At 62.8% G+C, this 25176-nt stretch carries 4 protein-coding genes and 1 pseudogene; all 5 read left to right on the top strand.

Translation table 11 applies throughout. The features are described 5' to 3' along the window. The first annotated feature begins 79 nt into the window (after nt 1–79). The 5 genes and pseudogenes from WLY71_RS05110 to WLY71_RS05095 all read left to right on the top strand — a co-directional run bounded on the left by WLY71_RS05110 (nt 80) and on the right by WLY71_RS05095 (nt 25174). Nucleotides 80–1252 carry an MFS transporter gene (locus WLY71_RS05110; protein WP_347802738.1) on the top strand — a complete coding sequence of 391 codons (1173 nt, stop codon included), beginning with the start codon at nt 80–82 and terminating at the stop codon, nt 1250–1252. A 170-nt stretch (nt 1253–1422) separates the two neighbouring features. Next, entirely contained in the window at nt 1423–2157 is a 735-nt protein-coding gene (locus tag WLY71_RS05105) for a thioesterase II family protein (RefSeq protein ID WP_347802737.1), read from the top strand. Between the two features lie 266 nt (nt 2158–2423). Beyond that, nucleotides 2424–10097, top strand: a pseudogene (locus WLY71_RS05100) (amino acid adenylation domain-containing protein); the annotation flags it as partial. Then, nucleotides 10071–13412, top strand: a complete 3342-nt coding sequence (locus WLY71_RS31265) for an amino acid adenylation domain-containing protein (protein WP_425589912.1) — start codon at nt 10071–10073, stop codon at nt 13410–13412. The pseudogene WLY71_RS05100 and the gene WLY71_RS31265, both read left to right, overlap by 27 nt. Next, the gene (locus tag WLY71_RS05095) at nt 13412–25174 is read left to right on the top strand and encodes a non-ribosomal peptide synthase/polyketide synthase (protein ID WP_347802735.1); all 11763 of its coding nucleotides are present in this window, start codon (nt 13412–13414) and stop codon (nt 25172–25174) included. Before WLY71_RS31265 ends, WLY71_RS05095 begins: the two co-directional genes overlap by 1 nt. The last annotated feature ends 2 nt before the right edge of the window (nt 25175–25176 follow it).

The following is a 25176-nucleotide window of genomic DNA, read 5'->3' as shown; positions in this document are numbered from 1 at the left end:
ACATTCAACCAACAATTAGCTGCTTTCCCCTTGATCAGCCTTTGTGGCAACTTGCAGGCCCTTGTTGAGACCTGCACCTATGGCTAACCCTTACCGCGAGCTGTTCAAAGCCCCTGGCAGTAGCGCTTTTGTGCTGGCCGGCATGATCGCGCGCATGCCGATTTCCATGACCGGCATCGGCCTGATCACCATGCTCTCGCAGCTGCAGGGCGGGTATGGATTGGCCGGTGCAGTGGCCGCCACGTTTGCCCTGGCCACGGCGTTTTGCGCGCCGCTGGTCTCGCGGTTGGTGGACCGCTTCGGGCAGCGTCGGATCTTGCCAGTCTCGGCACTGATCGGTGGCGGGGCGTTGTTGCTGGTGTTGCTTTGCACTCGCTTGCAGGCGCCGCAGTGGACGTTGTTTGTGTTCGCCGCGCTGGCCGGTTGCATGCCGAGCATGTCGGCGATGGTGCGAGCACGCTGGACCGAGGTGTATCGCGGCCAGCCTGAACTGCACACTGCTTATGCGCTGGAGTCGGTGCTGGACGAGGTCTGCTTTATCGTCGGACCACCACTGTCGGTGGGGTTGTGCGTGGTGGCGTTCCCCGAAGCCGGGCCATTGGCGGCGTTGCTGATGCTGGCGATCGGGGTGACGGCGTTTGTGCTGCAACGTGACACCGAGCCGGCGATTCATCCTCATGAAGACCATCATCAGGCCTCGATCATTCGTTCCAGCGAGATTCAGTTGCTGATGCTGTTGATGGTCGCCATGGGCACCATCGTCGGTGTGGTGGATGTGGTCAGCGTGGCGTTCGCCCAGCAGCAGGGCCAGCCGGCGGCGGCGAGCATTGTGTTGTCGGTGTATGCCATCGGCTCGTGCCTGGCCGGTTTGGCGTTCGGGGCGTTGCGCTCGAAACTGCCGTTGCCGCAACTGTTCCTGTACGGCGGGGTGGCGACGGCGGTGACCACGCTGCCGTTGCTGCTGGCGACGAACATTCTCGGGTTGTCGCTGGCGGTGTTTGTCGCTGGGTTGTTCTTTGCGCCGACGCTGATTGTGGCGATGGCGTTGGTGGAGCGCATCGTGCCGCCGGCCAAACTCACTGAAGGTCTGACCTGGCTGGTGACCGGGTTGAGCATTGGCGTGGCGATCGGTGCGGCCAGTTCCGGGTGGCTGGTGGATGCGTTTGGGGCGCGGAGCGGGTTCTGGGTGGCGATTGCGGCTGGCGCCGTGGTGCTCGGTTCCGCAGTCCAAAGCTTCCGCCACTTGAAATGATGACTAAATGTGGGAGCGAGCCTGCTCGCGAAAGCGTTCTGTCAGTCACATGCTCGTTGCCTGATATACCGCTATCGCGAGCAGGCTCGCTCCCACAGGGTTATCTGTACGACTAATTCTCCCCGCGGATCATCCGTTCTCTTAACAGACAACTTTTCGAGGTAACCCCGGTGACCCAGCTGACATTGCTCTGCCTGCCCTATTCGGGCGCGAGTGCCATGGTCTACAGCCGCTGGCGGCGCAAGCTGCCGGAGTGGCTCAAGCTGCAACCTGTGGAACTGCCGGGGCGTGGCGCCCGGTTTGGCGAACCCTTGCACACCGACATGCGACGCCTGGCGCTGCAACTCGCGCAGGAACAAAAAGCCACGCTCAAGACGCCGTATGCGCTGTTTGGTCATAGCCTTGGCGCGTTGCTCGCCTGTGAGATGGCCCATGCGTTTCGCTCGCTGGGCTGCCCGGAACCGGTGGCGCTGTTCGCTTCGGGCACCGCCGCACCGACCCTGCGTGCCGACTACGACCGGGGTTTCGCCGAACCCAAAACCGATGCCGAATTGATCGAGCAATTGCGCACCCTCAACGGCACCAGTGAAGAGGTGCTGGCCAACGAAGAGCTGATGAGCCTGACGCTGCCGGTGCTGCGTGCGGACTTTCTAATGTGCGGACGTTTCGAACCGCAGCAGCGTCCCTTGCTCAAGTGCCCGGTTCACGTGCTTGGCGGCAAGGCTGATCGCGCCACCACCGAGCAGTTGATCGGCTGGAGCAAGGAAACCCACGGCAGTTTCTCGGTGGACATGCTCGCTGGCGGTCACTTCTTTATCCACGAGCACGAAGCCAAGGTGTTGCGGGTGATCAAGGATCAGCTGGACGTTCACCATCGGCGGCATGGGTTGATGGCTGTCAGCTAAACCCGAACATCACTCACCCCCTGTGGGAGCGAGCTTGCTCCGGGCGGCGTTCCGACGATGGCGGCCGGATAGTCAGCATCTATGTCGCCTGTCATGGCCCTATCGCGAGCAAGCTCGCTCCCACAGGGGGCATGGGTCACCTCACTATCCTCGCCATACCCCTCCTTTCTGATACTTGTTCTCATTCGCTAATTTTTCCGGTCTGGATTCGTTTTATAGGGACGACGTGCCTTTGTGCTTCCCGCCACTGATCCGGATGCTTAGAAATGAATGCTGAAGACTCCTTGAAACTTGCTCGCCGGTTTATCGGGTTGCCCCTGGAAAAGCGCCAGAGGTTCCTTGCGGCCTTGCACAAGGAAGGCGTTGATTTCGCCCGGTTTCCCATTCCTGCCGACGCCTGCGCCGAGGATCGCCAGGCGTTGTCGTACGCCCAGCAGCGCATGTGGTTTCTCTGGCAGCTGGACCCGCAAAGCGGTGCGTACAACCTGCCGGGCGCGGTGCGTCTGACCGGGCGTTTGAACCTGTCCGCGCTGGAGCAAGCCTTTGCCAGCCTCGTTGCGCGCCACGAAACCCTGCGTACAGTGTTCCAAAGCCAGGTCGACGACACCTTGCTGCAAGTGCCGGCCCGTGCGCCGTTGGTGATCGATCAGGTGGATTTCAGCGCGTTGCCGGCCATTGAGCGCGAGCAAGCAGTCGCCCAAGCGGCCGAGCAGCAATCCGTGCTGCCCTTCGATCTTTCGGTCGGCCCGCTGTTGCGCGTCACCTTGCTCAAACTCGCCGAGCAGGAACACGTCCTGCTGCTGACCCTGCACCACATCGTTTCCGACGGCTGGTCGATGAACGTGCTGATCGACGAGTTCATCCGCTGCTACGACGCTTTTGAGGCAGGCGCACAACCGCAACTCGCGCCATTGCCGATCCAGTACAGCGACTATGCGTTGTGGCAACGCCGCTGGCTGGAGGCGGGCGAACAGGCGCGTCAACTCGACTACTGGCAGGCGCAACTGGGCGACGAGCACCCGGTGCTGGAACTGCCCACCGATCATCCGCGCCCGGCGATGCCGAGCTATCGCGGCACCCGTTACGAGTTCGCGGTCGACGGTCAATTGGCCGAGCAACTGAGGGCCACGGCGCAGAAACACAACATCACCCTGTTCATGCTGCTGCTCGGCGCCTTCAACGCGCTGCTGCATCGCTACACCGGGCAGACCGACATCCGCGTCGGCGTGCCGATCGCCAACCGCCACCGCGCCGAAATCGAAGGCCTGATCGGTTTCTTCGTCAACACCCAGGTCCTGCGCACGAAGCTCGACGGCCAGACGCGGGTTGATGAGTTGCTGCGCGCCATCAAGGAAACCGCCCTCGGTGCCCAGGCCCATCAGGACCTGCCGTTCGAGCGCCTGGTCGAGGCGCTGAAACTGGAGCGCAGCCTCAGCCACACGCCGCTGTTCCAGGTGATGTACAACCACCAGCCGCAAGTCGCGGACATTTCTACGGTCAGCACCGCGTCCGGTCTGGCGCTGGGCGTGATCGAGTGGGAAGGGCGCACCACCCAGTTCGATCTGACCCTGGATACTTACGACCTCAACACCAATGAGAAGCGCGGCAAGCTGCACGCCGCGCTGACTTACGCCAACGACCTGTTCGACGCCGCGACCATCGCGCGCATGGCGCAGCACTGGACGCATTTGTTGCAGGGCATGGTCAGTGATTCGCAGCAGCGCATCAGTGATTTGCCGCTGCTGGAGAACGCCGAATATCAGCGGATCGTGCATGACTGGAACCGTGCTGACGAAAGCTTCCCGCAGGACCTGTGCATTCATGAGCTGATCAGCGAGGAAGTCGCCGCGAACCCGAATGCATTGGCGGTGACCTTTGCCACGAAGCAGATGACTTACTCCGAGCTCGATAATCAGGCCAATCGCCTGGCTAACAAGCTGATCGAGCTGGGCGTCGGCCCGGAAGTCCGGGTCGGCGTGGCGATGCAACGTTCCGACAACCTGTTGGTGGCGTTGCTGGCGGTACTCAAGGCCGGCGGCGCTTATGTGCCGTTGGACCCCGATTACCCGGCCGAACGCGTTGCCTACATGCTTGAAGACAGCCGCGCGCTAGTGCTGCTGACCGAGCAATCTGTCGCTGCGACATTGACCGTGACAGCTGAAACGCAAGTGTTGCTGATGGACGATAGGGCGTGGGCCGCTTACCCAAGTAGCGCGCCGGTCACCCGCGTCACACCAGACAACCTCGCCTACGTGATCTACACCTCCGGCTCCACCGGCAAACCCAAAGGCGTGGCCATTGCCCATCGCAACGTGCTGGCGCTGATCGACTGGTCTAAATCGGTTTATAGCCGTGAAGACATTCAAGGCGTGTTGGCCTCGACATCGGTGTGCTTCGACCTGTCGGTGTGGGAGCTGTTTGTCACGCTGGCCAACGGTGGCTCGGTGATCATCGCCCGCAATGCCCTGGAATTGCCGAATCTGCCGGCCCGTGATCAGGTGCGCCTGATCAACACCGTGCCGTCGGCGATCAATGCGTTGCAGCGCGACGGGCAGATCCCGCCGAGCGTGCGCATCATCAACCTCGCCGGCGAGCCGTTGAAGCAGAGCCTGGTGGAGGCGCTGTATCAGCAGTCGACCGTCGAGCATGTCTACGATTTGTACGGTCCGTCGGAAGACACCACCTATTCGACCTGGACCCGCCGCGAGGCTGCTGGCCGCGCGAACATAGGCCGGCCAGTCAAGCACACCGCCAGCTACTTGCTGGACGCTGACCTGCAACCGGTACCTCAAGGCGTGTCTGCCGAGCTGTTCCTGGCCGGCGCGGGCATCACCCGCGGTTACCTGGCACGTCCGGGCATGACCGCCGAAAAATACGTGCCGAACCCGTTCGCCAGCAATGGCGAACGCCTGTACCGCACTGGCGACCTGACCCGTTATCAGGCCGACGGCGCGTTGCAATACGTCGGTCGTATCGACCATCAGGTCAAGGTGCGTGGTTTCCGTATCGAACTCGGTGAAATCGAAGCGCGGCTGTTGCAGCAAGAGGCCGTGCGTGAATTGGCGGTGCTGGCTCAGGACGGCGTCAACGGTCAGCAACTGGTCGCCTATATCGTGCCGGCCGATCCAGCGTTACTGGACGACATCGACGCTCAAGCGACCCAGCGTGAAACCTTGAAAGCCGCGCTGCGCCAACACCTGCCGGACTATATGGTCCCGGCGTTTCTGCTGTTCCTCAAGCAGCTGCCACTGACCCCCAACGGCAAACTCGACCGCAAGGCCTTGCCGGCGATTGACGGCTCGCAGCAACAACGCGAACACGTCGCGCCGCGCACGGCGATGGAACAATCCCTCGCGGCGATTTGGCAGGACGTGTTGGCCATCGAAAATGTGGGTCTGGAAGACAACTTCTTCGAACTGGGCGGCGACTCCATCGTTTCCATGCAAGTGGTCAGCCGTGCGCGTCAGGCCGGCATCGTGTTGAGCCCCAAGGATCTGTTCCAGCACCAGACCATCCGCAGCTTGGCCCAGGCGGCCCGTAGCGGCGAGCAATCGTTGATCGATCAAGGTCCGGCGGTTGGCGCGGTGGCGTTGGCGCCGGTGCAACAGTGGTTCTTCGAACAAGCGATCCCTGAGCGTCAGCACTGGAACCAGTCGCTGCTGCTGGTACCGCGCGAGGCGTTGAGCGTTGAAGCGCTGGATCGGGCGTTGGTGAAATTGCTGACTCATCACGACAGCTTGCGTCTGCGATACGAACAGACTGCCGAAGGTTGGCAGCAAGCCTACGCCGCGCCGACCACTGAATCAGTGTTGTGGCAGCGTCAGGCGCAATCGGTTGCGGAACTCAACGCCCTGTGCGACGAAGCCCAGCGCAGTCTCGATTTGCAAAGTGGCCCGCTGATGCGCGCGCTGCTGGTCTCGATGGCCGACGGTACCGAGCGTTTGCTGCTGGTCATTCATCACCTGGCGGTGGATGGTGTGTCCTGGCGCGTGCTGCTGGAAGACCTTCAGCAGTTTTACAACGGCGGAAGCGCGTCGTTGGTGAAAACCAGCACCTATCAACGCTGGGTCGCCCGTCTGCAAGCTCATCTTCCAGCCTTTGAAAACAGCCTCGGTCACTGGCAAACCCAACTGCGCGACGCAGCATCCGATCTGCCATGCGATCGCCCGAACGGCGCGCTGGAAAACCGCTTCGAACACAAACTCGAACTCAAACTCGACACCGAACAAACCCGCAAACTGCTGCAACAGGCCCCGGCGGCCTATCGCACCCAGGTCAACGACCTGTTGCTGACCGCCCTGGCGCGGGCGGTTTGCCGCTGGAGCGGGCAGGGCAGCACGCTGATTCAGCTTGAAGGCCATGGCCGCGAAGACCTGTTCGACGACATCGACCTGACCCGCACAGTCGGCTGGTTCAGCAGCCTGTTCCCGGTAAATCTGATGCCATCCAGCGATCTCGGCGCGTCGATCAAATCCATCAAAGAACGACTGCGCGCCGTGCCGGACAAAGGCCTTGGTTATGGCGCACTGCGTTACCTCGGCACACCGGCGATTCGCGCCGAACTGGCGGCGTTGCCGCAACCGCGCATCACCTTCAACTACCTGGGGCAGTTCGACCGTCAGTTCGACGACGCGGCGATGTTTGTGCCGTCCACCGAAGGCAACGGCATCGCGCAAGATCCATCGGCACCGCTGGGCAACTGGCTGACGGTCGAAGGCCAGGTCTACGGCGGCGAGTTGTCGCTGAGCTGGGGTTTCAGCCGCGAGATGTTCGACACCGCGACCATCCAGCGTCTGGCGGACGATTACGCGCTGGAACTCAATGCGTTGATCAATCACTGCTGCGCCGTTGAAGCGCCGCAAGCCACACCGTCAGACTTCCCTTTGGCGCGCATCAGTCAGGCGCAACTCGATGCACTGCCGGTTGCTGTTTCGACCCTCGAAGACCTTTATCCACTGTCGCCGATGCAGCAGGGCATGCTGTTCCACACCCTCTACGAACCCGAAGTCGGCGCCTACATCAGTCAGTTGCGCCTCGACATTCAGGGCCTCGATCCGCAGCGATTCGCTCAGGCCTGGCAAACCGCGCTGGAACGTCACGACATCCTGCGCAGCAGCTTCCACTGGCAAGGCCTCGACACCGCGCACCAGGCGATTGTCCGCCACGTCGCGTTGCCACTTGAAGTGCTTGAAGCGACCGACACCGATGCGCTGGCCGACGCCGAGCGCGCCGAAGGTTTTGAACTGGGCACCGCGCCGCTGTTCCGCTTGAAGCTTGTCCGCACAGGTGCCAATGGCTGGCACCTGATCTACACCAGCCACCACATTTTGATGGACGGCTGGAGCAACGCACAGTTGCTGGCCGAAGTGATCCAGCACTACGCCGCCGGGCAATCGCTGCCGGCACCGACCGGGCAATACCGCGATTATCTGAGCTGGTTGCAGCAGCAGTCGGCCACCGGGGGCGAGCAGTTCTGGAAAGCGGCATTGGCACCGCTCGAAGCGCCGACGTTGCTGGCCGAAGCCTTGCGGCCGCCGGTGGGTGCCGAAGGCCGCGAAGAATACCGCGTCGCTCTCGACAGCCACGCGACCCAGTGTCTGGCCGAGTTCGCCCGTCAGCAGAAAGTCACCCTCAACACCGTGTTGCAAGCGGCGTGGAGCCTGTTGCTGCACCGCTACACCGGCCAGGATTGCGTCGTTTTCGGCGCCACGGTCGCCGGGCGTTCGGCGCCGCTGCCGGGGATCGAAGAGCAGCTCGGCCTGTTCATCAACACGCTGCCGCTGGTGTGCGCGATGAAGCCGGATCAAACCGTCAGCCAATGGCTGGGCGAGTTGCAAGGGCTGAACCTGGCCATGCGCGAGTTCGAGCATGTGCCGCTTTACGACATTCAGGGTTGGGCGGGGCAACAGGGTTCGGCGCTGTTCGACAGCCTGCTGGTGTTCGAAAACTTCCCGGTGGCCGAGGCGCTGAAGCAGGGCGCACCGGCCGGGTTGTCGTTTGGCAACCTGCACAACCACGAGCGCACGCACTATCCGCTGACCTTGGGCATCGAACTGGGCGAAGGCCTGAGCCTGGACTTCAGCTACGACGCGGCACGGTTCAGTGCGGCGCAGGTCGCTGAGTTGTCGGCCAATTTGCAGCATCTGCTGACGCAATTGGTTGCGCTGCCGGACGCGGCACTCGGTGCGCTGGAACTGCTTGATGTCGCTGGCAAAGCCGTTGTGCTCGCGGTCAGCCAACCGGCCATGGTTCAGTTATCCACAACGCTTTTGGTCCACGAACAAATCGCGGCTCAGGCTGCCGCCACCCCTCAAACATTGGCATTGCAGGTCGACGGTCAGTCCCTGAGCTATGGCCAGTTGAACGCTCAGGCCAACCGCCTGGCCCATCGCCTGATCGACAACGGTGCCGGCCCCGGCAAGCGCGTCGGTCTTGCGCTGAACCGTGGCCCGCAACTGATCGTCAGCCTGCTGGCGGTGCTCAAAACCGGCGCGGCCTATGTGCCGCTGGACCCGAAATACCCGGCTGAACGCCTGGCGTACATGATCGACGACAGCCATCTCGACGTGCTGCTGTGCGAGTCCGGTTTGCTGGAAAATGTGCCCGGCGTGCTACGTCTCAGCCTCGACGACAACGCCGGCTACTCCGACAGCAATCCGCCAAACCATGCGGTCGCCGAAGACCTGGCCTACGTCATCTACACCTCCGGTTCCACCGGCCAACCCAAAGGCGTGGCCATCGCCCATGCCGCGCTGCGCGAGTTCTGCCAGACCGCCGCCGACTATTCGGTACTGTCGGCGTCGGACCGCGTATTGCAGTTTGCGACCTTCAGTTTCGATGGTTTCGTCGAGCAATGCTTCCCGGCGTTGTGCGTCGGCGCGGCGTTGATCATGCGCGGCGATGAGTTGTGGGATGCCGGGCGACTGGCCGTCGAAATCGTCCAGCAAGGCGTGACAGTAGCGGACTTGCCAGCCGCTTACTGGTATTTGCTGGCCCGGGAATGTGCGAGCGGTGTGGTGCGCAATCTCGGTGATTTGCGTCAGGTTCACGTCGGCGGCGAAGCGATGTCGGTGGAAGGTCTGCGCTTGTGGCATCAAGCAGGTTTGAGTCATGTGCGTTTGCTCAACACCTACGGCCCGACCGAGGCGACGGTGGTGTCCAGCGTTCATGAATGCCGTCTGATCGATGCCAGCGACGCGTTCGGCATCCCGATCGGTCGAGCCATCGCGGGTCGGGCGCTGTACGTGCTGGACGCTGCCGGTCAACTGCTGCCCAACGGTGGCGTTGGCGAATTGTGCATCGGTGCCCCGGCCAGCCTGGCTCAAAGCTACTTCGACCGCCCGGCGCTGACCGCTGAACGTTTCCTGCCAGACCCTTTCGCCCGTGAACCGGGCGCGCGGCTGTACCGCAGCGGCGACTTGGCGCGCTACAACGCTGACGGGAATCTGGAATACGTCGGCCGCATCGACCATCAAGTGAAGATTCGCGGTTTCCGCATTGAAATGGGCGAGATCGAAGCCTGCCTGCAAGCCCGTGAGGACGTGCGCGAAGCGGCGGTCATCGCTCAGGACGGCACGCAACTGGTGGCGTATATCGTGGCCAACGGCGCGGTGGTTTCAGAAACGGAATATCTGGATGGCCTCAAAGCCGTCTTGCGTCAGTCGCTGCCGGAATACATGGTGCCGAATCACCTGATCCTGCTGGCCAAACTGCCGCTCAACAACAACGGCAAACTCGATCGCAGAGCCTTGCCGCGCGCTGAAGCTGGCGATGCACAACGTGACTTCGTAGCCCCGGCCGAAGGGCTGGAAACGCAACTCGCGCAGATCTGGCAGGAAGTGTTGCAGGTCGAACGCGTGGGCCGTGACGACAACTTCTTCGAGCTGGGCGGGCACTCGTTGCTGGTGCTTCAGGTGATCTCTCGCGTGCGTCAGCAATTGCAGCTCGAACTGTCTGTGAGCAGCCTGTTCTCCGCCGCCAATCTGGCGGAATTTTCCGAGCGTGCAGCACTGGCGAATGTCAGCGGCCAACCGGTCCTGCTACGTGCAACAGACGATCAGCCACAAATTCTGTCGTACGCCCAGCAGCGTCAATGGATTCTCTGGCAACTGGACCCACAAAGCTCGGCCTACAACATTCCCGCCGCGCTGCGCCTCAAGGGCTCGCTGAACCGCGAAGCCCTGCGCGAAGCCTTCACTCAATTGCAGGCCCGTCACCAGACCCTGCGCACAACCTTTGAGCAGGACGGCCAGCAGGCGCGTTCGGTGCTGCACGACAATCTGGCGCTGCAACTGGATGAGCGCACGCTCGATCAGTCGTCGATCGACAATGCCGTAGCCGAAGAAATCTCCCGGCCGTTCGACCTGCGCAACGGTCCGCTGTGGCGCGTGTTGCTGCTGCAAGTGAACACCGACGAACACGTGCTGGTGCTCACCGTGCACCACATCGCCGCCGATGGCTGGTCGATGCAGGTCATGGTCGATGAGTTCAGCGCGCTGTATCAGGCCGTCGTCGAAGGTAACGCCGCCAACCTCAACAGCCTGCCGGTGAACTACAGCGACTACGCCCGTTGGCAGCGTGACTGGCTGGAGGCCGGGGAGGGCGCACGCCAACTGACGTGGTGGAGCGAGCAACTGGCTGGCAGCCATACACCGCTTGAATTGCCGAGCGAACTGACCCGGCCGGCCCGTCGTACCGAGCGCGGCGCCAGTCTGGCGCTGAACGTTGACCGCGAATTGCTCGCCGGTTTGCGTCAACGTGCCCAGGAACAACAGGTGACGTTGTTCATGCTGTTGCTGGCGAGTTTCCAGACCTTGCTGCATCGCCAGAGCGGGCAGCCCCGCATCAGCGTCGGCGTACCGAGTGCCGGGCGTTCGCGCCTGGAAACCGAAGGCCTGATCGGCTTCTTCATCAACACTCAAGTGCTGCGTGCGGAGATCGATGGGCAGCAGTCCTTCAGCACCTTGCTGCAACAGGTCAAGCGGGTTGCATTGGGAGCTCAAGCGAATCAGGACTTGCCGTTCGAGCAGTTGGTCGACGCCTTGCAGCCGGATCGCAGCCTCAATCACAGCCCATTGTTCCAGGTGCTCTACAACCATCAGCAGCAGTTGGGTGCGAGCGTTGAGCGTAGCGTCGCCGACTTGCAGGTTGAGCGTCTGCACTGGCAGCAACACACCACGCAATTCGATTTGGTGCTCGACACTCAAGAGCAGGGCGAAGCGCTGGATTCCAGCCTGACCTACGCCACGGATCTGTACGACGAGGCGTCGATGAACCGCCTCGCCGAGCAGTGGCTGAACCTGCTGCGAGCGGTGGTCGCCGATCCGCAGCAGCGCGTCGCCGAACTGCCGATGCTGCAAGCGCCGCAATGCGATGCGTTGATCCAGCACTGGAACCCGACGTTCCAGGCGCAACCGCCGTCGCCAACCTTGCACCACTTGTTTGAAGCCCAGGCTGCCGAACGACCGAACGCAATCGCGCTGGCCTATGAAGGCGAGCAACTGACCTACGCCGCGCTCAACGCTCAGGCCAATCGACTGGCGCGCAAACTGCGCGAGCAGGGCGTCGGCCCGGAGGTGCGCGTCGGCATCGCCACCGAGCGAGCGATGCCGTTGGTGGTTGGGTTGCTGGCGATTCTCAAGGCCGGTGGCGCCTATGTGCCGCTCGATCCGCAATACCCGGCCGAGCGCCTGAGCTACATGATCGAAGACAGCGGCATCACGTTGCTGCTGACTCAACAACACTTGATCGACGGTTTGCCATCCCGCGACGGCGTGCAAGTGCTGAGCCTGGAGTCGTTGCAACTGGATGCCTTCAGCGCCGACAACCTGCCGGCGCTGGCGACCCCGGACAACCTTGCCTACGTCATCTACACCTCCGGTTCCACCGGTCGGCCGAAGGGCGCATTGCTCAGTCATGGCAACGTCGGGCGTTTGCTCACGGCGACCGCTGCCGAGTTCAACTTCGGCCCGGATGATGTCTGGACGCTGTTCCATTCCTACGCCTTCGATTTCTCTGTGTGGGAACTGTTCGGTTCGCTGTGCACCGGCGGGCGCTTGGTGATCGTGCCGTATTACATCAGCCGCGAGCCGCAAGAGTTCCACCGCTTGCTCTGTGATGAAGGCGTGACGGTGTTGAACCAGACCCCGACCGCGTTCCGCCAGTTGTTGCCGATTGCTTGCGCCAGCGAACGAAGCATGTCGCTGCGTCAGGTGATTTTCGGCGGTGAAACGTTGGAAGTCGCGAGCCTGCGTCCATGGTTCGAGCGCTTCGGCGACCAACAGCCAACCCTGGTCAACATGTACGGCATCACCGAAACCACGGTGCACGTGACCTACCGTGCGATCCGCCTGGCCGACCTCGACGGCAAGGCCCAAAGCCCGATTGGCCTGCCGATCCGCGACCTGCGCTGGTACCTGCTCGACAGCCAGTTGCAACCGGTGCCGGTGGGCGTGGTGGGCGAGTTGTACATCGCCGGCGCTGGTTTGGCCCGTGGTTATCACGGGCGTTTCGGCCTGACTGCCGAGCGCTTCGTGCCGAGCCCGTTCGATGCGTCGCAACGCCTCTATCGCAGCGGCGACCTGGCGCGTCAGCGTGCCGACGGCAGCATCGATTACCTCGGCCGGATCGACCAGCAAGTGAAGATCCGTGGTTTCCGCATCGAACTGGGTGAAATCGAAGCCGCGCTGCTGGCGCAACCGGGCGTGCGCCAAGCGGTGTTGAGCGTGCATACCGGCGATGGCGGGCCGCAGCTGTGCGCCTACGTCGTGGCCGAGCAACCCCCGCACGACCCGATTGCCTGGCGCGACAACCTGCGCGCCGCGCTCAAGGTTGATCTGCCGGATTACATGGTGCCGAGTCACTGGTTGCTGCTGGATGCCTTGCCGCTGACCGGCAACGGCAAGCTCGACCGCAAGGCTTTGCCAGTGCCTGACGCGCAGGAATGGCAACGCCCGTTCGAAGCCCCCGAGGGCGACCTCGAACGGCAATTGGCAGACATCTGGGCCAGCGTGCTGGGCGTGGCGCAGATCGGCCGGCGCGACAACTTCTTTGAATTGGGCGGGCATTCGCTACTCGCCGCCCAGGCCAGTGCCCGCGTGGAGCTGGAACTGGGCATCGAGCTGCCGCTGCGCGCGCTGTTCGAATCCACCGACCTTCAGGCTTATGCCGCCATGGCCGGGCAACACGCCCCGGCTGACAACGATGCACGTCTTGATGCGCTTGAGTCGCTTCTCGACGAGATGGAGATCAACTGATGGAACACACCACTGCCCAGCGTATCGCCACCCGCTTCGCCGGCCTGCCTGCCGACAAGCGCCGCGAGTTTCTGCAACGCATGCAAGAGCAGGGCGTGAGCTTCGGTCAACTGCCGATTCCACCCGCTGCCGAGCCGCAAGCGACGTTTGAACTGTCGTATGCGCAGCAGCGCCAATGGTTTCTCTGGCAGCTTGATCCACAAGGCTCGGCGTACAACATTCCAGCCACCCTGCGTTTGCACGGGCCGCTGAATGTCGCGGCGTTGCAGCAGAGTTTTGATGTGCTGCTGGAGCGGCATCAGAGTTTGCGTAGCCGTTTCGTCGAGGATGACGGTCAGGTGATGCAGACACTGGCCGGGTTCACTTCGCTGCCGATCGAACAGATCGACCTGCGCGATGAACCTCAGGAGCAGCGTCTCGATCTGGCCATGAAAACGGTCGAGCAGGACATCGCCCGGCCGTTCGATCTGCAGCACGGTCCGCTGCTGCGGGTCAGCCTGTTGCAGCTCGATGCCGAAGACCATGTGCTGTTGCTGACCTTGCACCACATTGTCACCGATGGTTGGTCGATGGGTGTGTTGGTCGAGGAGTTTTCCCGACTCTACGCCGCGCATTGCCAAGGGCAGAATGCAGCGCTGGAGGCGCTGCCGATTCAGTATTCCGACTACGCCCTGTGGCAACGCCGCTGGATGGAAGCGGGGGAGCTGGAGCATCAACTCAACTGGTGGCGTGAGACCCTCGGCAGCGAACAACCGCTGCTCGAAATGCCCACCGACCGTCCGCGCCCGGCGCAGCCGAGCCAGCGCGGTGCACGTCTGGATTTCGCCCTTGATGCGACCCTGGCCAGCGGTCTGATGACCCTGGCCAAACAGCGCGGCGTCACGCCGTTCATGCTGTTGCTGGCGAGCTTCCAGGCCTTGCTCTATCGCTACAGCGGCCAGTCCGACCTGCGGGTCGGCGTGCCGATTGCCAACCGTAATCGCGCGGAAACCCGTGGCCTGATCGGTTTCTTCGTCAACACCCAAGTGATGCGTGCTGAACTGGACGGACGTCTGCCATTCAGCCAATTGCTCGACCAGACCCGCGCTGCTTCGCTGGATGCCCAGGATTATCAGGACTTGCCGTTCGAGCGTCTGGTGCAGGCGCTGCAAAGTGAGCGCAGCCTCAGCCACAGTCCATTGTTCCAGGTGATGTTCAACCACCAGCAAGCCAAACCGGCGGCGGTCAGCGGTTTGCTCGCAGGGTTGCGCGTCGAAGCGCTGAACGCCACGGCGCACACCACGCAATTCGATTTGCAACTGGACACGCAGGAAGAGGGCGACAAGCTGTTCGCAAGCCTGACGTACGCCACCGATTTGTTCGATGCTGAACGCATCGAGCATTTAGCGCGTCATTGGCGGAATTTGTTGGCCGGTGTGCTGGCGAACCCGCAGTGCCCGCTAGCCGAGTTGCCATTGCTGGAGGCCGAAGAGCGTCTGCGCATCCTCGACGACCTCAACGACACAGCTCAAACCTATCCGGGCGAAGTCTGCGTGCAGCGGCATTTTGAAGCGCGCGCGATTGAAAACGGTGAGGCGACAGCGCTGGTGTTCCAGGGTCAGAGCCTGAGTTACGCCGAGCTGAACCTGCGCGCCAACCGTCTGGCCCATCACTTGCGTGCCCAGGGTGTCGGCCCGGAAGTGCTGGTGGGCATTGCCTGCGACCGCTCGTTTGAAATGGTCGTCGGCCTGTTGGCCATTCTCAAGGCCGGTGGCGCTTATGTGCCGCTGGACCCTGAATACCCGATTGATCGCCTGAGCTACATGATCGAAGACAGCGGTATTTTGCTGTTGCTGACTCAGGAACATCTGCTGGCGCAACTCCCGACCCCGGACAACGTGCGCACCTTGTGCTTGCACAGCGAAGCCGATTGGCTGAGCGATCTGCCGGGCACCGATCTATCAAACCTCGCTGTCGCAGAAAACCTTGCTTACGTGATTTACACCTCCGGTTCCACCGGCGAACCCAAGGGCGCGGGCAACCGTCATGTGGCGCTGCACAACCGTCTGGAGTGGATGCAGGAGGCCTACAACCTGCTGCCGAGCGACTGCGTGCTGCAAAAGACGCCGTTCAGTTTCGACGTGTCGGTGTGGGAGTTTTTCTGGCCGCTGATGAAGGGCGCCACGCTGGTCATCGCCGCCCCCGGCGAGCACCGCGATCCGCAACGTCTGGCCGCGTTGATCGTCGAACAGGCGATCACCACGCTGCACTTTGTGCCGTCGATGCTCTCGGCGTTTATCGGTGCCGACGAGGCGCTGGCCTGCACCTCGCTGCAACGGATCATTTGCAGCGGTGAAGCGCTGCCGATGGAACTGCAACGCCAGACCTTGCGCAGTCTGCCGCAAGCGAATTTGTACAACCTGTATGGCCCGACCGAAGCGGCCATCGACGTGACCCACTGGACCTGCGTGGAAGAGGGCCGCGACAGCGTGCCGATCGGCCGGCCAATCGCCAACCTGCGCACCTGCATCCTCGACAGCGAACTGCAACCGTTGCCGCTGGGCGCGGTGGGTGAGTTGTACCTGGGCGGTGTCGGTCTGGCTCGCGGTTATCACCGCCGTGGCGCGCTGACCTCCGAGCGTTTCGTGGTCGACCCGTTCGGCAGCGGCGAGCGCCTGTACCGCACCGGCGACCTGGCGCGCTATCGCGCTGATGGCGCCATCGACTACTGCGGGCGTATCGACCACCAAGTGAAGATTCGAGGTTTGCGCATCGAACTGGGCGAAATCGAAGCGCGTCTACAAGAACATGCCGACGTGCAGGAAGCGGTGGTGCTGGCCCTCGATGGCCCGAGCGGCAAGCAACTGGTTGCGTACATCGTGCCGCAAGATCGAGCCTTGGTCAGCGCCGATGCCGAGCAGCAAGGCGCGTGGCGTGAAACCCTGAAAAGCCACCTGCTGGCGAGCCTGCCGGACTACATGGTGCCGACGCAGACCGTGCTGATCGAGCAAATGCCCCTGAGCCCCAACGGCAAACTCGACCGTAAACGCCTGCCTGCGCCCACCGCACAGGTCAGCCAACGCGCGTTCGAAGCGCCACGCAGCGAACACGAACAAGTGCTGGCGCAGATCTGGCAAGACGTGTTGGGCGTGGAGCAGGTCGGGCGTCAGGACAATTTCTTTGAACTGGGCGGCGACTCGATCATTTCGATTCAAGTGGTCAGCCGTGCCCGTCGTGCAGGCCTGAGCCTGCAACCGCGCGACCTGTTCCAGCAGCAAACCTTGCAAGCACTGGCTGCCGTGGTCAAAGAACAAGCGGCGCCGCTGGCGCAACAAGGGCCGGTGGACGGCGTGCAAACACTCACGCCGATCCAGCGCTGGTTCTTCGACGAGCCGATTCCGCAACGCGCGCACTGGAACCAAGCGGTGCTGCTGGTACCGCGCGAAACCCTCGAGTTGCCGCGTCTGCAAGCGGCGCTGCAACGTCTGCTCAAGCAGCACGACGCGCTGCGTTTGCGCTTCAGTCAGGTCGATGGCCAATGGTCGGCGCGTTATGTCGGGGCCGACAGCTGTGATGTGATCGACATGCTCTGGACCGCCCGCGTGGCCAGCGATGCCTCGCTGGAATCGGTGTGCGACGAAGCCCAGCGCAGCCTCAGCCTGCAAGACGGTCCGCTGCTGCGCGTGGCGTTGATCGCCCAGGCGGATGGCTCGCAGCGGTTGCTGTTGGTGATCCACCACTTGGCGGTGGACGGTGTTTCCTGGCGGGTGTTGCTGGAAGATTTGCAGGCCGCTTACCAAGGGCAAGAGCTGCCACCGAAGACCAGCGCTTTCCAGGCTTGGGCCGACAAACTCGATGCCTATGCACGTTCCGAAACTGCCGCTAGCGAATTGAACTGGTGGCAGGCGCAACTGAGCGCTGCCAATGATTCGCTGCCAGCCGCCAACGCTCAAGCCAGCCAGGCCGGGCATCTGCGCCAAGGCGTCAGCATCGGCCTGAACCGCGAGCAGACCCGCCAGTTGCTGCAACAGGCGCCAGCGATCTACCGCACTCAAGTCAACGACCTGCTGCTGACCGCGCTGGCCCGCACCCTCAGCCGCTGGACCGGCGATGCATCGGCGCTGATTCAGCTCGAAGGCCATGGCCGCGAAGAGCTGTTCGACGACATCGACCTGACCCGCACCGTCGGCTGGTTCTCCAGTCTGTTCCCGGTGCGCCTGACGCCGACCGTCGACCTTGCGGGTTCGATCAAGGCGATCAAGCAGCAATTGCGCGAAATCCCCGGCAAAGGCATGGGCTACGGCCTATTGCGTTACATGGGCGATGCCGCGACCCAAGCGGCGTTGGCCGCGTTGCCGCAAGCACGCGTGACGTTCAACTACCTCGGGCAGTTCGACCAGAGTTTTGCCGAAGACGCACTGTTCACCCCAGCTCGGGAATCCAGCGGCGCCGCGCAATCAGCTGACGCACCGTTGCCGAACTGGCTGTCGGTGGACGGTCAGGTCTATGGCGGTGAACTGAAACTCGACTGGACCTTCAGCCGCGAGTGCTTTGACCAGCGTGAAATCGAAGCGCTGGCCGCGGATTTCCGCAGTGAGTTGCTGGCGCTGATCGCTCATTGCCTGAGCGATGGCGCGGGCGGCGTGACCCCGGCGGACTTCCCGTTGGCGCGTCTGACTCAGGCGCAACTCGACGGTCTGCCGTGGTCACCGGCGCAGATCGAGGACCTGTATCCGCTGTCGCCGATGCAGGCCGGTTTGCTGTTCCACAGCCTGTACGAGTCGGAGTCCGGCGCCTACGTGAACCAACTCAGCGTCGAAGCCCGTGGCCTCGATGCCGAACGGCTCGGCCGCGCGTGGCAAGCGGTGCTCGACACCCATCCGATCCTGCGCAGCAGTTTCCACTTCCCCGACGGCTTCGAAGCGCCGGTGCAGTTGGTGCATCGTCACCTGCAATTGCCGATGACCTGCCTCGACTGGCGCAGCCGCAACGATCAGGCCGAAGCGTTGGTGCAGCTGATCGACAGCGAACGCTTGCAGCTCGATTCGACCCGGGCGCCGTTGATGCGTTTGACCCTGGTGCGACTCGACGATGAGCGTCAGCAACTGATCTACACCCACCATCACTTGTTGCTCGATGGCTGGAGTAACTCACTGCTGTTGAGCGAAGTCCTGCAGCGTTATGCCGGGCAGGACGTGCAGGCACCGACCGGGCGTTTTGCCGACTACATCGGCTGGTTGCATCTTCAGGATGCGCAAGCCGACGAGCTGTTCTGGCGCGAGCAGTTGTCGACCCTCGACAACCCGACCCTGTTGGCCCAGAGCCTGGCCCATGGCGACAGTAAAAACCTGTCGACGGCGGAATTTGCCGACCACCGTCAGACCTTCGATATCGCCACCAGCAAACGCTTCAGCGAGTTTGCCCGTCAGCAAAAGGTCACCCTCAACACCTTGGTCCAAGGTGCCTGGGCACTCTTGCTGCAACGCTACAGCGGTCAACGCAGCGTGGCGTTTGGCGCCACGGTGGCGGGGCGGCCGGTGGACTTGCCGGGGGCTGAAAGTCAACTCGGCCTGTTCATCAACACCTTGCCGGTGATCATCAGCCCGGACGCCGTTGAAAGCGTCGGCCAGTGGCTGACCCGCTTGCAGGCGCAGAACCTGGAACTGCGTGAGCATGAATTCACCGCATTGGGTGACATTCAGCGTTGGGCCGGGCGCGCCGGTGAGCCGCTGTTCGACAGCCTGCTGGTGTTCGAAAACTTCCCGGTGGCCAAAGCGCTGCAACAAGGTGCGCCGGCCGGGTTGAGTTTCTCCATCCCGCAGAACCATGAACGCACCAACTTCCCGCTGACACTGGCGGCCACTGCCGAAAGCCTGCTCAGCCTGAACTGGAGCTACCAGTGCGCCCACTTCAGCGCCGACGCCATCGCCCGCATGAGCGAGCATTTGGCCGCGCTGCTGGCGGCGATGGTCGCCGCGCCACACGCTGCATTGAGTGAACTGGACCTGCTGACCGCGCCGGAACGTGCGCAACAGTTAGTGGAGTGGAACCCGGCATTCACCGCGACGGAAAACCCGCTCTGCGTGCATCAATTGATCGAGGCCCAGGCCGTCGCCCGCCCGGACGCCACGGCGCTGATCTTCAACGACCTGGAACTGAGCTTCGACCAACTCAACCGCCGCGCCAACCAATTGGCCCACCGCTTGCGCGCACTGGGCATCGGCCCGGAAGTGCGGGTCGGCCTCGCGATGCAGCGTTCGCCGGAAATGATCATTGGCTTGCTGGCGATCCTTAAGGCCGGCGGCGCCTACGTGCCGCTGGACCCGGCGTATCCGGCCGAGCGCCTGCATTATTTGATGGAAGACAGCGGCATTTCGCTGCTGATCAGCCAATCGTGGCTGCGAGAAAAACTGCCACTGCCGGAAGGCTTATCGGTGCTGGAAATCGACCGCGAGCCGCTGGAATTCATGGCGGACACCAACCCGGTCAACCTCACCTGCGGCGAAAACCTCGCGTACCTGATTTACACCTCGGGCTCCACCGGACGACCGAAAGGCGTCAGCGTGGCCCACGGTCCGCTGGCCATGCATTGCCTGTCGATCGGCGAGTTGTACGGCATGACCCCGGACGATCGCGAGCTGCAATTTGCCTCGATCAGCTTCGACGGCGCCCACGAGCGTTGGCTGACGCCGCTGGTGTTCGGTTCGGCAGTGATGCCCCGCGACGACGAGTTGTGGAGCGTGGAGCGCACCTGCGCCGAGATCGAAAAGCACGGCATCACCATCGCCTGCTTCACCCCGAGCTACCTGGCGCAGATCGCCGATTTCATGGGCGAAGCGGGGCGTGATCTGCCGATCCGCTCTTACACCCCGTGCGGCGAAGGCATGGCTAAACATGCGTTCGATGAAGTCCAGCAGGTGCTGCAACCGAAGCGCCTGATCAACGGCTACGGCCCGACCGAAACGGTGATCACGCCGCTGATCTGGCTGGCGTACCCGGACACCGAATTCGACTCGGCGTTCATGCCCATTGGCCGGCCGGTCGGTAACCGCAGCGCCTATATTCTGGATGGCGGTTTGCAGCCATTGCCGGTTGGCGTGGCGGGCGAGTTGTACCTGGGCGGCGAGGGCGTCGCGCGGGGTTACCATCAACGTCCGGACCTGACGGCTGAACGCTTTGTGCCGGATCCGTTCGTGCCGGGCGCACGTTTGTACCGCAGTGGCGACCTCGCGCGGTTCCGTGCCGACGGTGTCGTTGAATACCTCGGTCGTATCGACCAGCAAGTGAAGATTCGCGGTTTCCGTATCGAACTCGGTGAAATCGAAGCCTGCCTGCTGGAACATGAGGGCGTGCGTGAAGCCTTTGTGATTGATCGCGAAGGTCCGGTGAGCCGCCAGTTGGTTGGCTACGTGGTGCCCCGCGACCCGCTCGCCGACGAGCACGATTTGCGTGAAGCGCTGACCCTGCACCTGCGCAGCCGTCTGCCGGCGCACATGCTGCCGGCGCATTTGATGTGCCTGGCCGCGTTGCCGCTGACGCCGAACGGCAAGCTTGATCGCCAAGGCCTGCCAGCGCCTGAAGCCACTCGGCAGAACCACGATCAAGTGGCTGCCGCGTCGCCGGCCGAAGCGTTGCTGGTGGAGATCTGGCAGCAACTGCTGGGGCTGGAGTCGGTGGGCGTCACCGAGAACTTCTTCGAGCTCGGCGGTGACTCGATCATCTCGCTGCAAGCGGTGAGTCGTGCCGGGCAGCGCGGGCTGGTGTTCAGTCCGAAGCAACTGTTCGAGCAGCAGACCATTCGGGCACTCGCTGCGGTAGCGACCAGCCGCGAAGCGGCGTTGGTTGAAGCGCCGAAAGTCCCTGCTTTTGCGTTGGTGCCGCACATCGACATCGCCGCCCGTGAAGGGCTGCAAGATCTCTATCCGCTGTCGCCGATGCAGCAAGGCATGCTGTTCCATTGCCTCGATTCACCGGAGCTGAACCCCTACGTCAACCAGTTGAGCGTAGCGGTGGACGGCTTGCAGGTGCCGCGTTTCCGCGCGGCGTGGCAGACGCTGGTCGAGCGGCATGAAGTGCTGCGCGCGGCGTTCCGCTGGCGCGATGGCTTGGCCGATCCGCTGCAAGCGGTGTTCGCTGATGTCGAGTTGCCGATCGAAGAACTCGACTGGCGCGACCGCAGCGACACCGAGCAGGCGCTGAGCGAACTGGCGGCTGCGGAACAGGCCAAAGGCTTCGACCTGAGCTGCCCGCCGTTGATGCGTTTCATTCTGGTTCGCCTGGGTGATGACCGTTACCAGATGATCTGGATCTACCATCACCTGTTGTTGGACGGCTGGAGCGCCTCGCGGCTGTTGGGCGACATGTTGCGCCTGTACCACAACGACAGCCTGCCGACCCTGACCGGTCGTTACGCCGACTACATCGCCTGGCTGCAACGTCAGGACGGTGCGCAGGCGCAAGGGTTCTGGCGTGAGCGCCTGGCGCTACTCGAAGAACCAACCATTCTGGCCAAGGCTTCCGGTGCGGCGGGTTCCGGTCACGGCGTGATGTACAGCAACCTCGACGCCGAAGCGACGCGCAAACTGCACAACTTCGCCAAGCGTCAGCGCGTGACCCTCAACACACTGGTGCAAGGCGCGTGGCTGTTGCTGCTGCAACGCCACAGCGGCCAACGCAGTGTCGCGTTCGGCGCCACGGTGGCGGGGCGTCCGACCGGGTTGGCCGGCGCGCAGGACATGCTCGGCCTGTTCATCAATACCTTGCCGGTCATTCAGACGCTTGATCCGCAACAACCGTTGGGCGAGTGGCTGCGCGACTTGCAGGATTACAACCTGATGGTGCGCGACTACGAGCACACGCCGTTGTCGGACATTCAACGCTGGGCCGGGCAGGGTGGTCAGGGCTTGTTCGACAGCATCATCGTATTCGAAAACCATCCGGTGGACCGCGCCTTGAAAGGGGGCGAGGAAGGTGAGCTGCGCTTTGCCGAAGTCGGCAGTGGCGGGGTGACCAACTTCCCGATGGACTTGATGGTCAGCGCCAACGAAGAAGGCCTGGAAGTCGAATACCTGTTCCTGCGTGATCGCTTCAGTGAAGTGGAAGTTGAGCGGATTCGTGCGCAGCTCGAAGGTTTGTTGCGTGCGTTGCCGGAGGATGCCACGCGTCTGCTTGGCAACATTGGCTTGCCTGAAGCACTGATCAGCCTGCCGCAAGTTTCTGAAGGCAACGCCGATTTGCTGCACGCGTTCAATCAGCATGTACGCACGCAACCGGAGAAAATCGCCTTGATCTGCGAGGATCGGGAAGTCAGTTATGCACAGCTTGAGGCACAGGCCAATGGGTTGGCGCAGCAACTGATCGGTCGCGGCATCGGGCCGGAAAGTCTGGTGGCGGTGGCGTTGCCGCGTTCCGAACGCACCATCGTTGCGTTCCTCGCGGTGCTTAAAGCAGGGGCGGCGTATCTGCCTTTGGACCTCGCGTACCCGGCTGAGCGGCTGGCTTATATGTTGAGCGATTCGGCGGCCAGCCTGTTGCTTTGCGACAGTGATCTGGGCGAACGGCTGACCCTGGCCGACAGTCCACCGCGTCTGCTGCTCGATCAGTTGGCCGTTGCTGGCAACACCGAATGCCCGGTTTCCCAACCGCTGCCGGGGCATCTGTCGTACCTGATTTACACCTCCGGTTCCACCGGCCAGCCTAAAGGTGTGGCGGTGGCGCGTGGACCGATTGCCCGGCATTGCCGCGGCATCATCGAGCTCTACGAACTGGCGCCGCGCAGCCGCGAATTGCACTTTATGTCGTTCGCCTTCGACGGTGCTCAGGAGCGCTGGCTGAGCGTGCTGTTGGCCGGCGGCAGCCTGGTGATCCGCGATGACAGTTTGTGGACGCCGGAGCAAACCCTGGAAGTGCTGCAGCGTCGCGCCGTCACCGTGGCCTGCTTCCCGCCGGCGTACCTGCAACAGATGGCCGAGGTGGCTGAACGTCTGGGCAATCCACCCGCGGTCGAGGTGTATTGCTTTGGCGGTGATGCGGTGCCGGAGGCCAGTTTCGAGCAGGTCAAACGGGCTCTGCGTCCGCAGCGTCTGGTCAATGGTTACGGCCCGACCGAAACCGTGGTCACGCCTTTGTTGTGGCGTGCCGAGGTCAGCGAAACCTGCGACGCGGCGTATGCGCCGATTGGTCGTGGTGTGGCCGGGCGTGGGTTGTACGTGCTGGATGCCGACCTCAATCCGTTGCCGGTCGGTGTTAGCGGTGAGCTGTACCTGGGCGGCGAATGCCTGGCGCGCGGTTACCACCAGCGTCCCGGCATGAGCGCCGAGCGTTTCATCCCCGATCCGTTCGAGGCCGGTGGCCGCATGTATCGCACTGGCGATCTGGTGCGCCAGCGCGAGTGCGGGTTGATCGACTACCTGGGGCGTCTTGACCAGCAAGTGAAGATCCGTGGTTTCCGCATCGAACTGGGCGAAATCGAAGCCCGTCTGCGCGACTGCGCCGGGGTGCAGGATGCCGCCGTGGTGGTGCACGACACGCCGACCGGCAAGCAATTGGTGGGTTATGTGGTGGCAGCCGGTGCAGTCGGGCTGGATCGTCGCTTGAAGTCTGAACTGCAAGCGCAACTGCCGGATTACATGGTGCCGGCGCGAATCATGGTGTTGGAGCGTTTCCCGCTGTCGGCCAACGGCAAGCTCGACCGTCGCGCACTGCCTGCGCCGGAATGGGCGCTCGGCGGCTATCGTGCGCCGCGCAACGCACTGGAAACGGCGCTGACCGCGATCTGGCAAGAGGTGCTCGGCGTGCCGCAAGTGGGCATCGACGATAACTTCTTCGAACTGGGCGGCGACTCGTTGCAGGTGCTCAAAGTCATTTCGCGGGTACGCAGTCAGCCGCAACTGGGCTTTGAATTGAAGCTGCGGGATCTGATGCAGAAGCCGTGCATCGCCGAACTCAGTGGCTATCAGGCTGCCGAACCGGCGTCTGCGCCGGACCCGTTGCTGGCGCTCAATGCGCGAATCCCGAACGTGCCGGCGCTGTTCTGCCTGCACGCCGGTTTCGGCACGGTGTTCGACTACGAACCGCTGGCCCGTCGACTGGAAGGCCGGCGCACGGTGTACGGCCTGCAATGCCGGATGCTGCTTGACCCGCAATGGCAGGACGAGTCACTGCTGGCCATGGCTCAAGCCTATGCGCAACGGATTCGCAGTCAGCAGGCCAAGGGGCCGTATTACTTGCTGGGCTGGTCGTTGGGCGGAGCGTTGACGCAACTGGTTGCTCACGAACTGGAAACCCAGGGTGAGACGGTCGCGTTTGCCGGGCTGGTCGACAGCTACGTGGCGGGCACCGCAGAAGCGGGGGACTGGCGCGAGGACCTGGGCGACTTCCTGAAATTTGTGCTCGGTCTGCCGGCCGATGAGGCTCAAGCGCTGACTGCGCTGAAAGCCGCTGACTTGAATGAGCGCGAAGGTTCCACGGCGGTGATCGAGGCGGCCATGCACGGTTCCAATGAACAAGCTGCGTTGGGCGTGGGGGAACTCACGCAGATCTTCGCCACCGGCTCACGCCTCAAGCAACTGGCGCTGGCGCATCGGCAACTGCCGGCGATTCAGATTAAGGCGCATCGCTGGTGGGTGGCCGAACGCGACGATGAACGTCGGGTGTTTGAGGCCCAGGTCGGTAGCCATGGTGTAGATCGCTTGTTGGCGGGCGGGCACTACGAACTGCTGCGCGGTGATGAGTTGCTGGATGAGCTTGAAGACCTGTTGGAACGCCGATTGGCAATCGCATAAAC

Source organism: Pseudomonas rossensis (genome assembly GCF_039888995.1).
GTDB classification, from domain to species: domain Bacteria; phylum Pseudomonadota; class Gammaproteobacteria; order Pseudomonadales; family Pseudomonadaceae; genus Aquipseudomonas; species Aquipseudomonas rossensis.
Note: the sequence above shows the minus strand (reverse complement) of the source record. Positions and strands in the feature narration are given on the sequence as shown.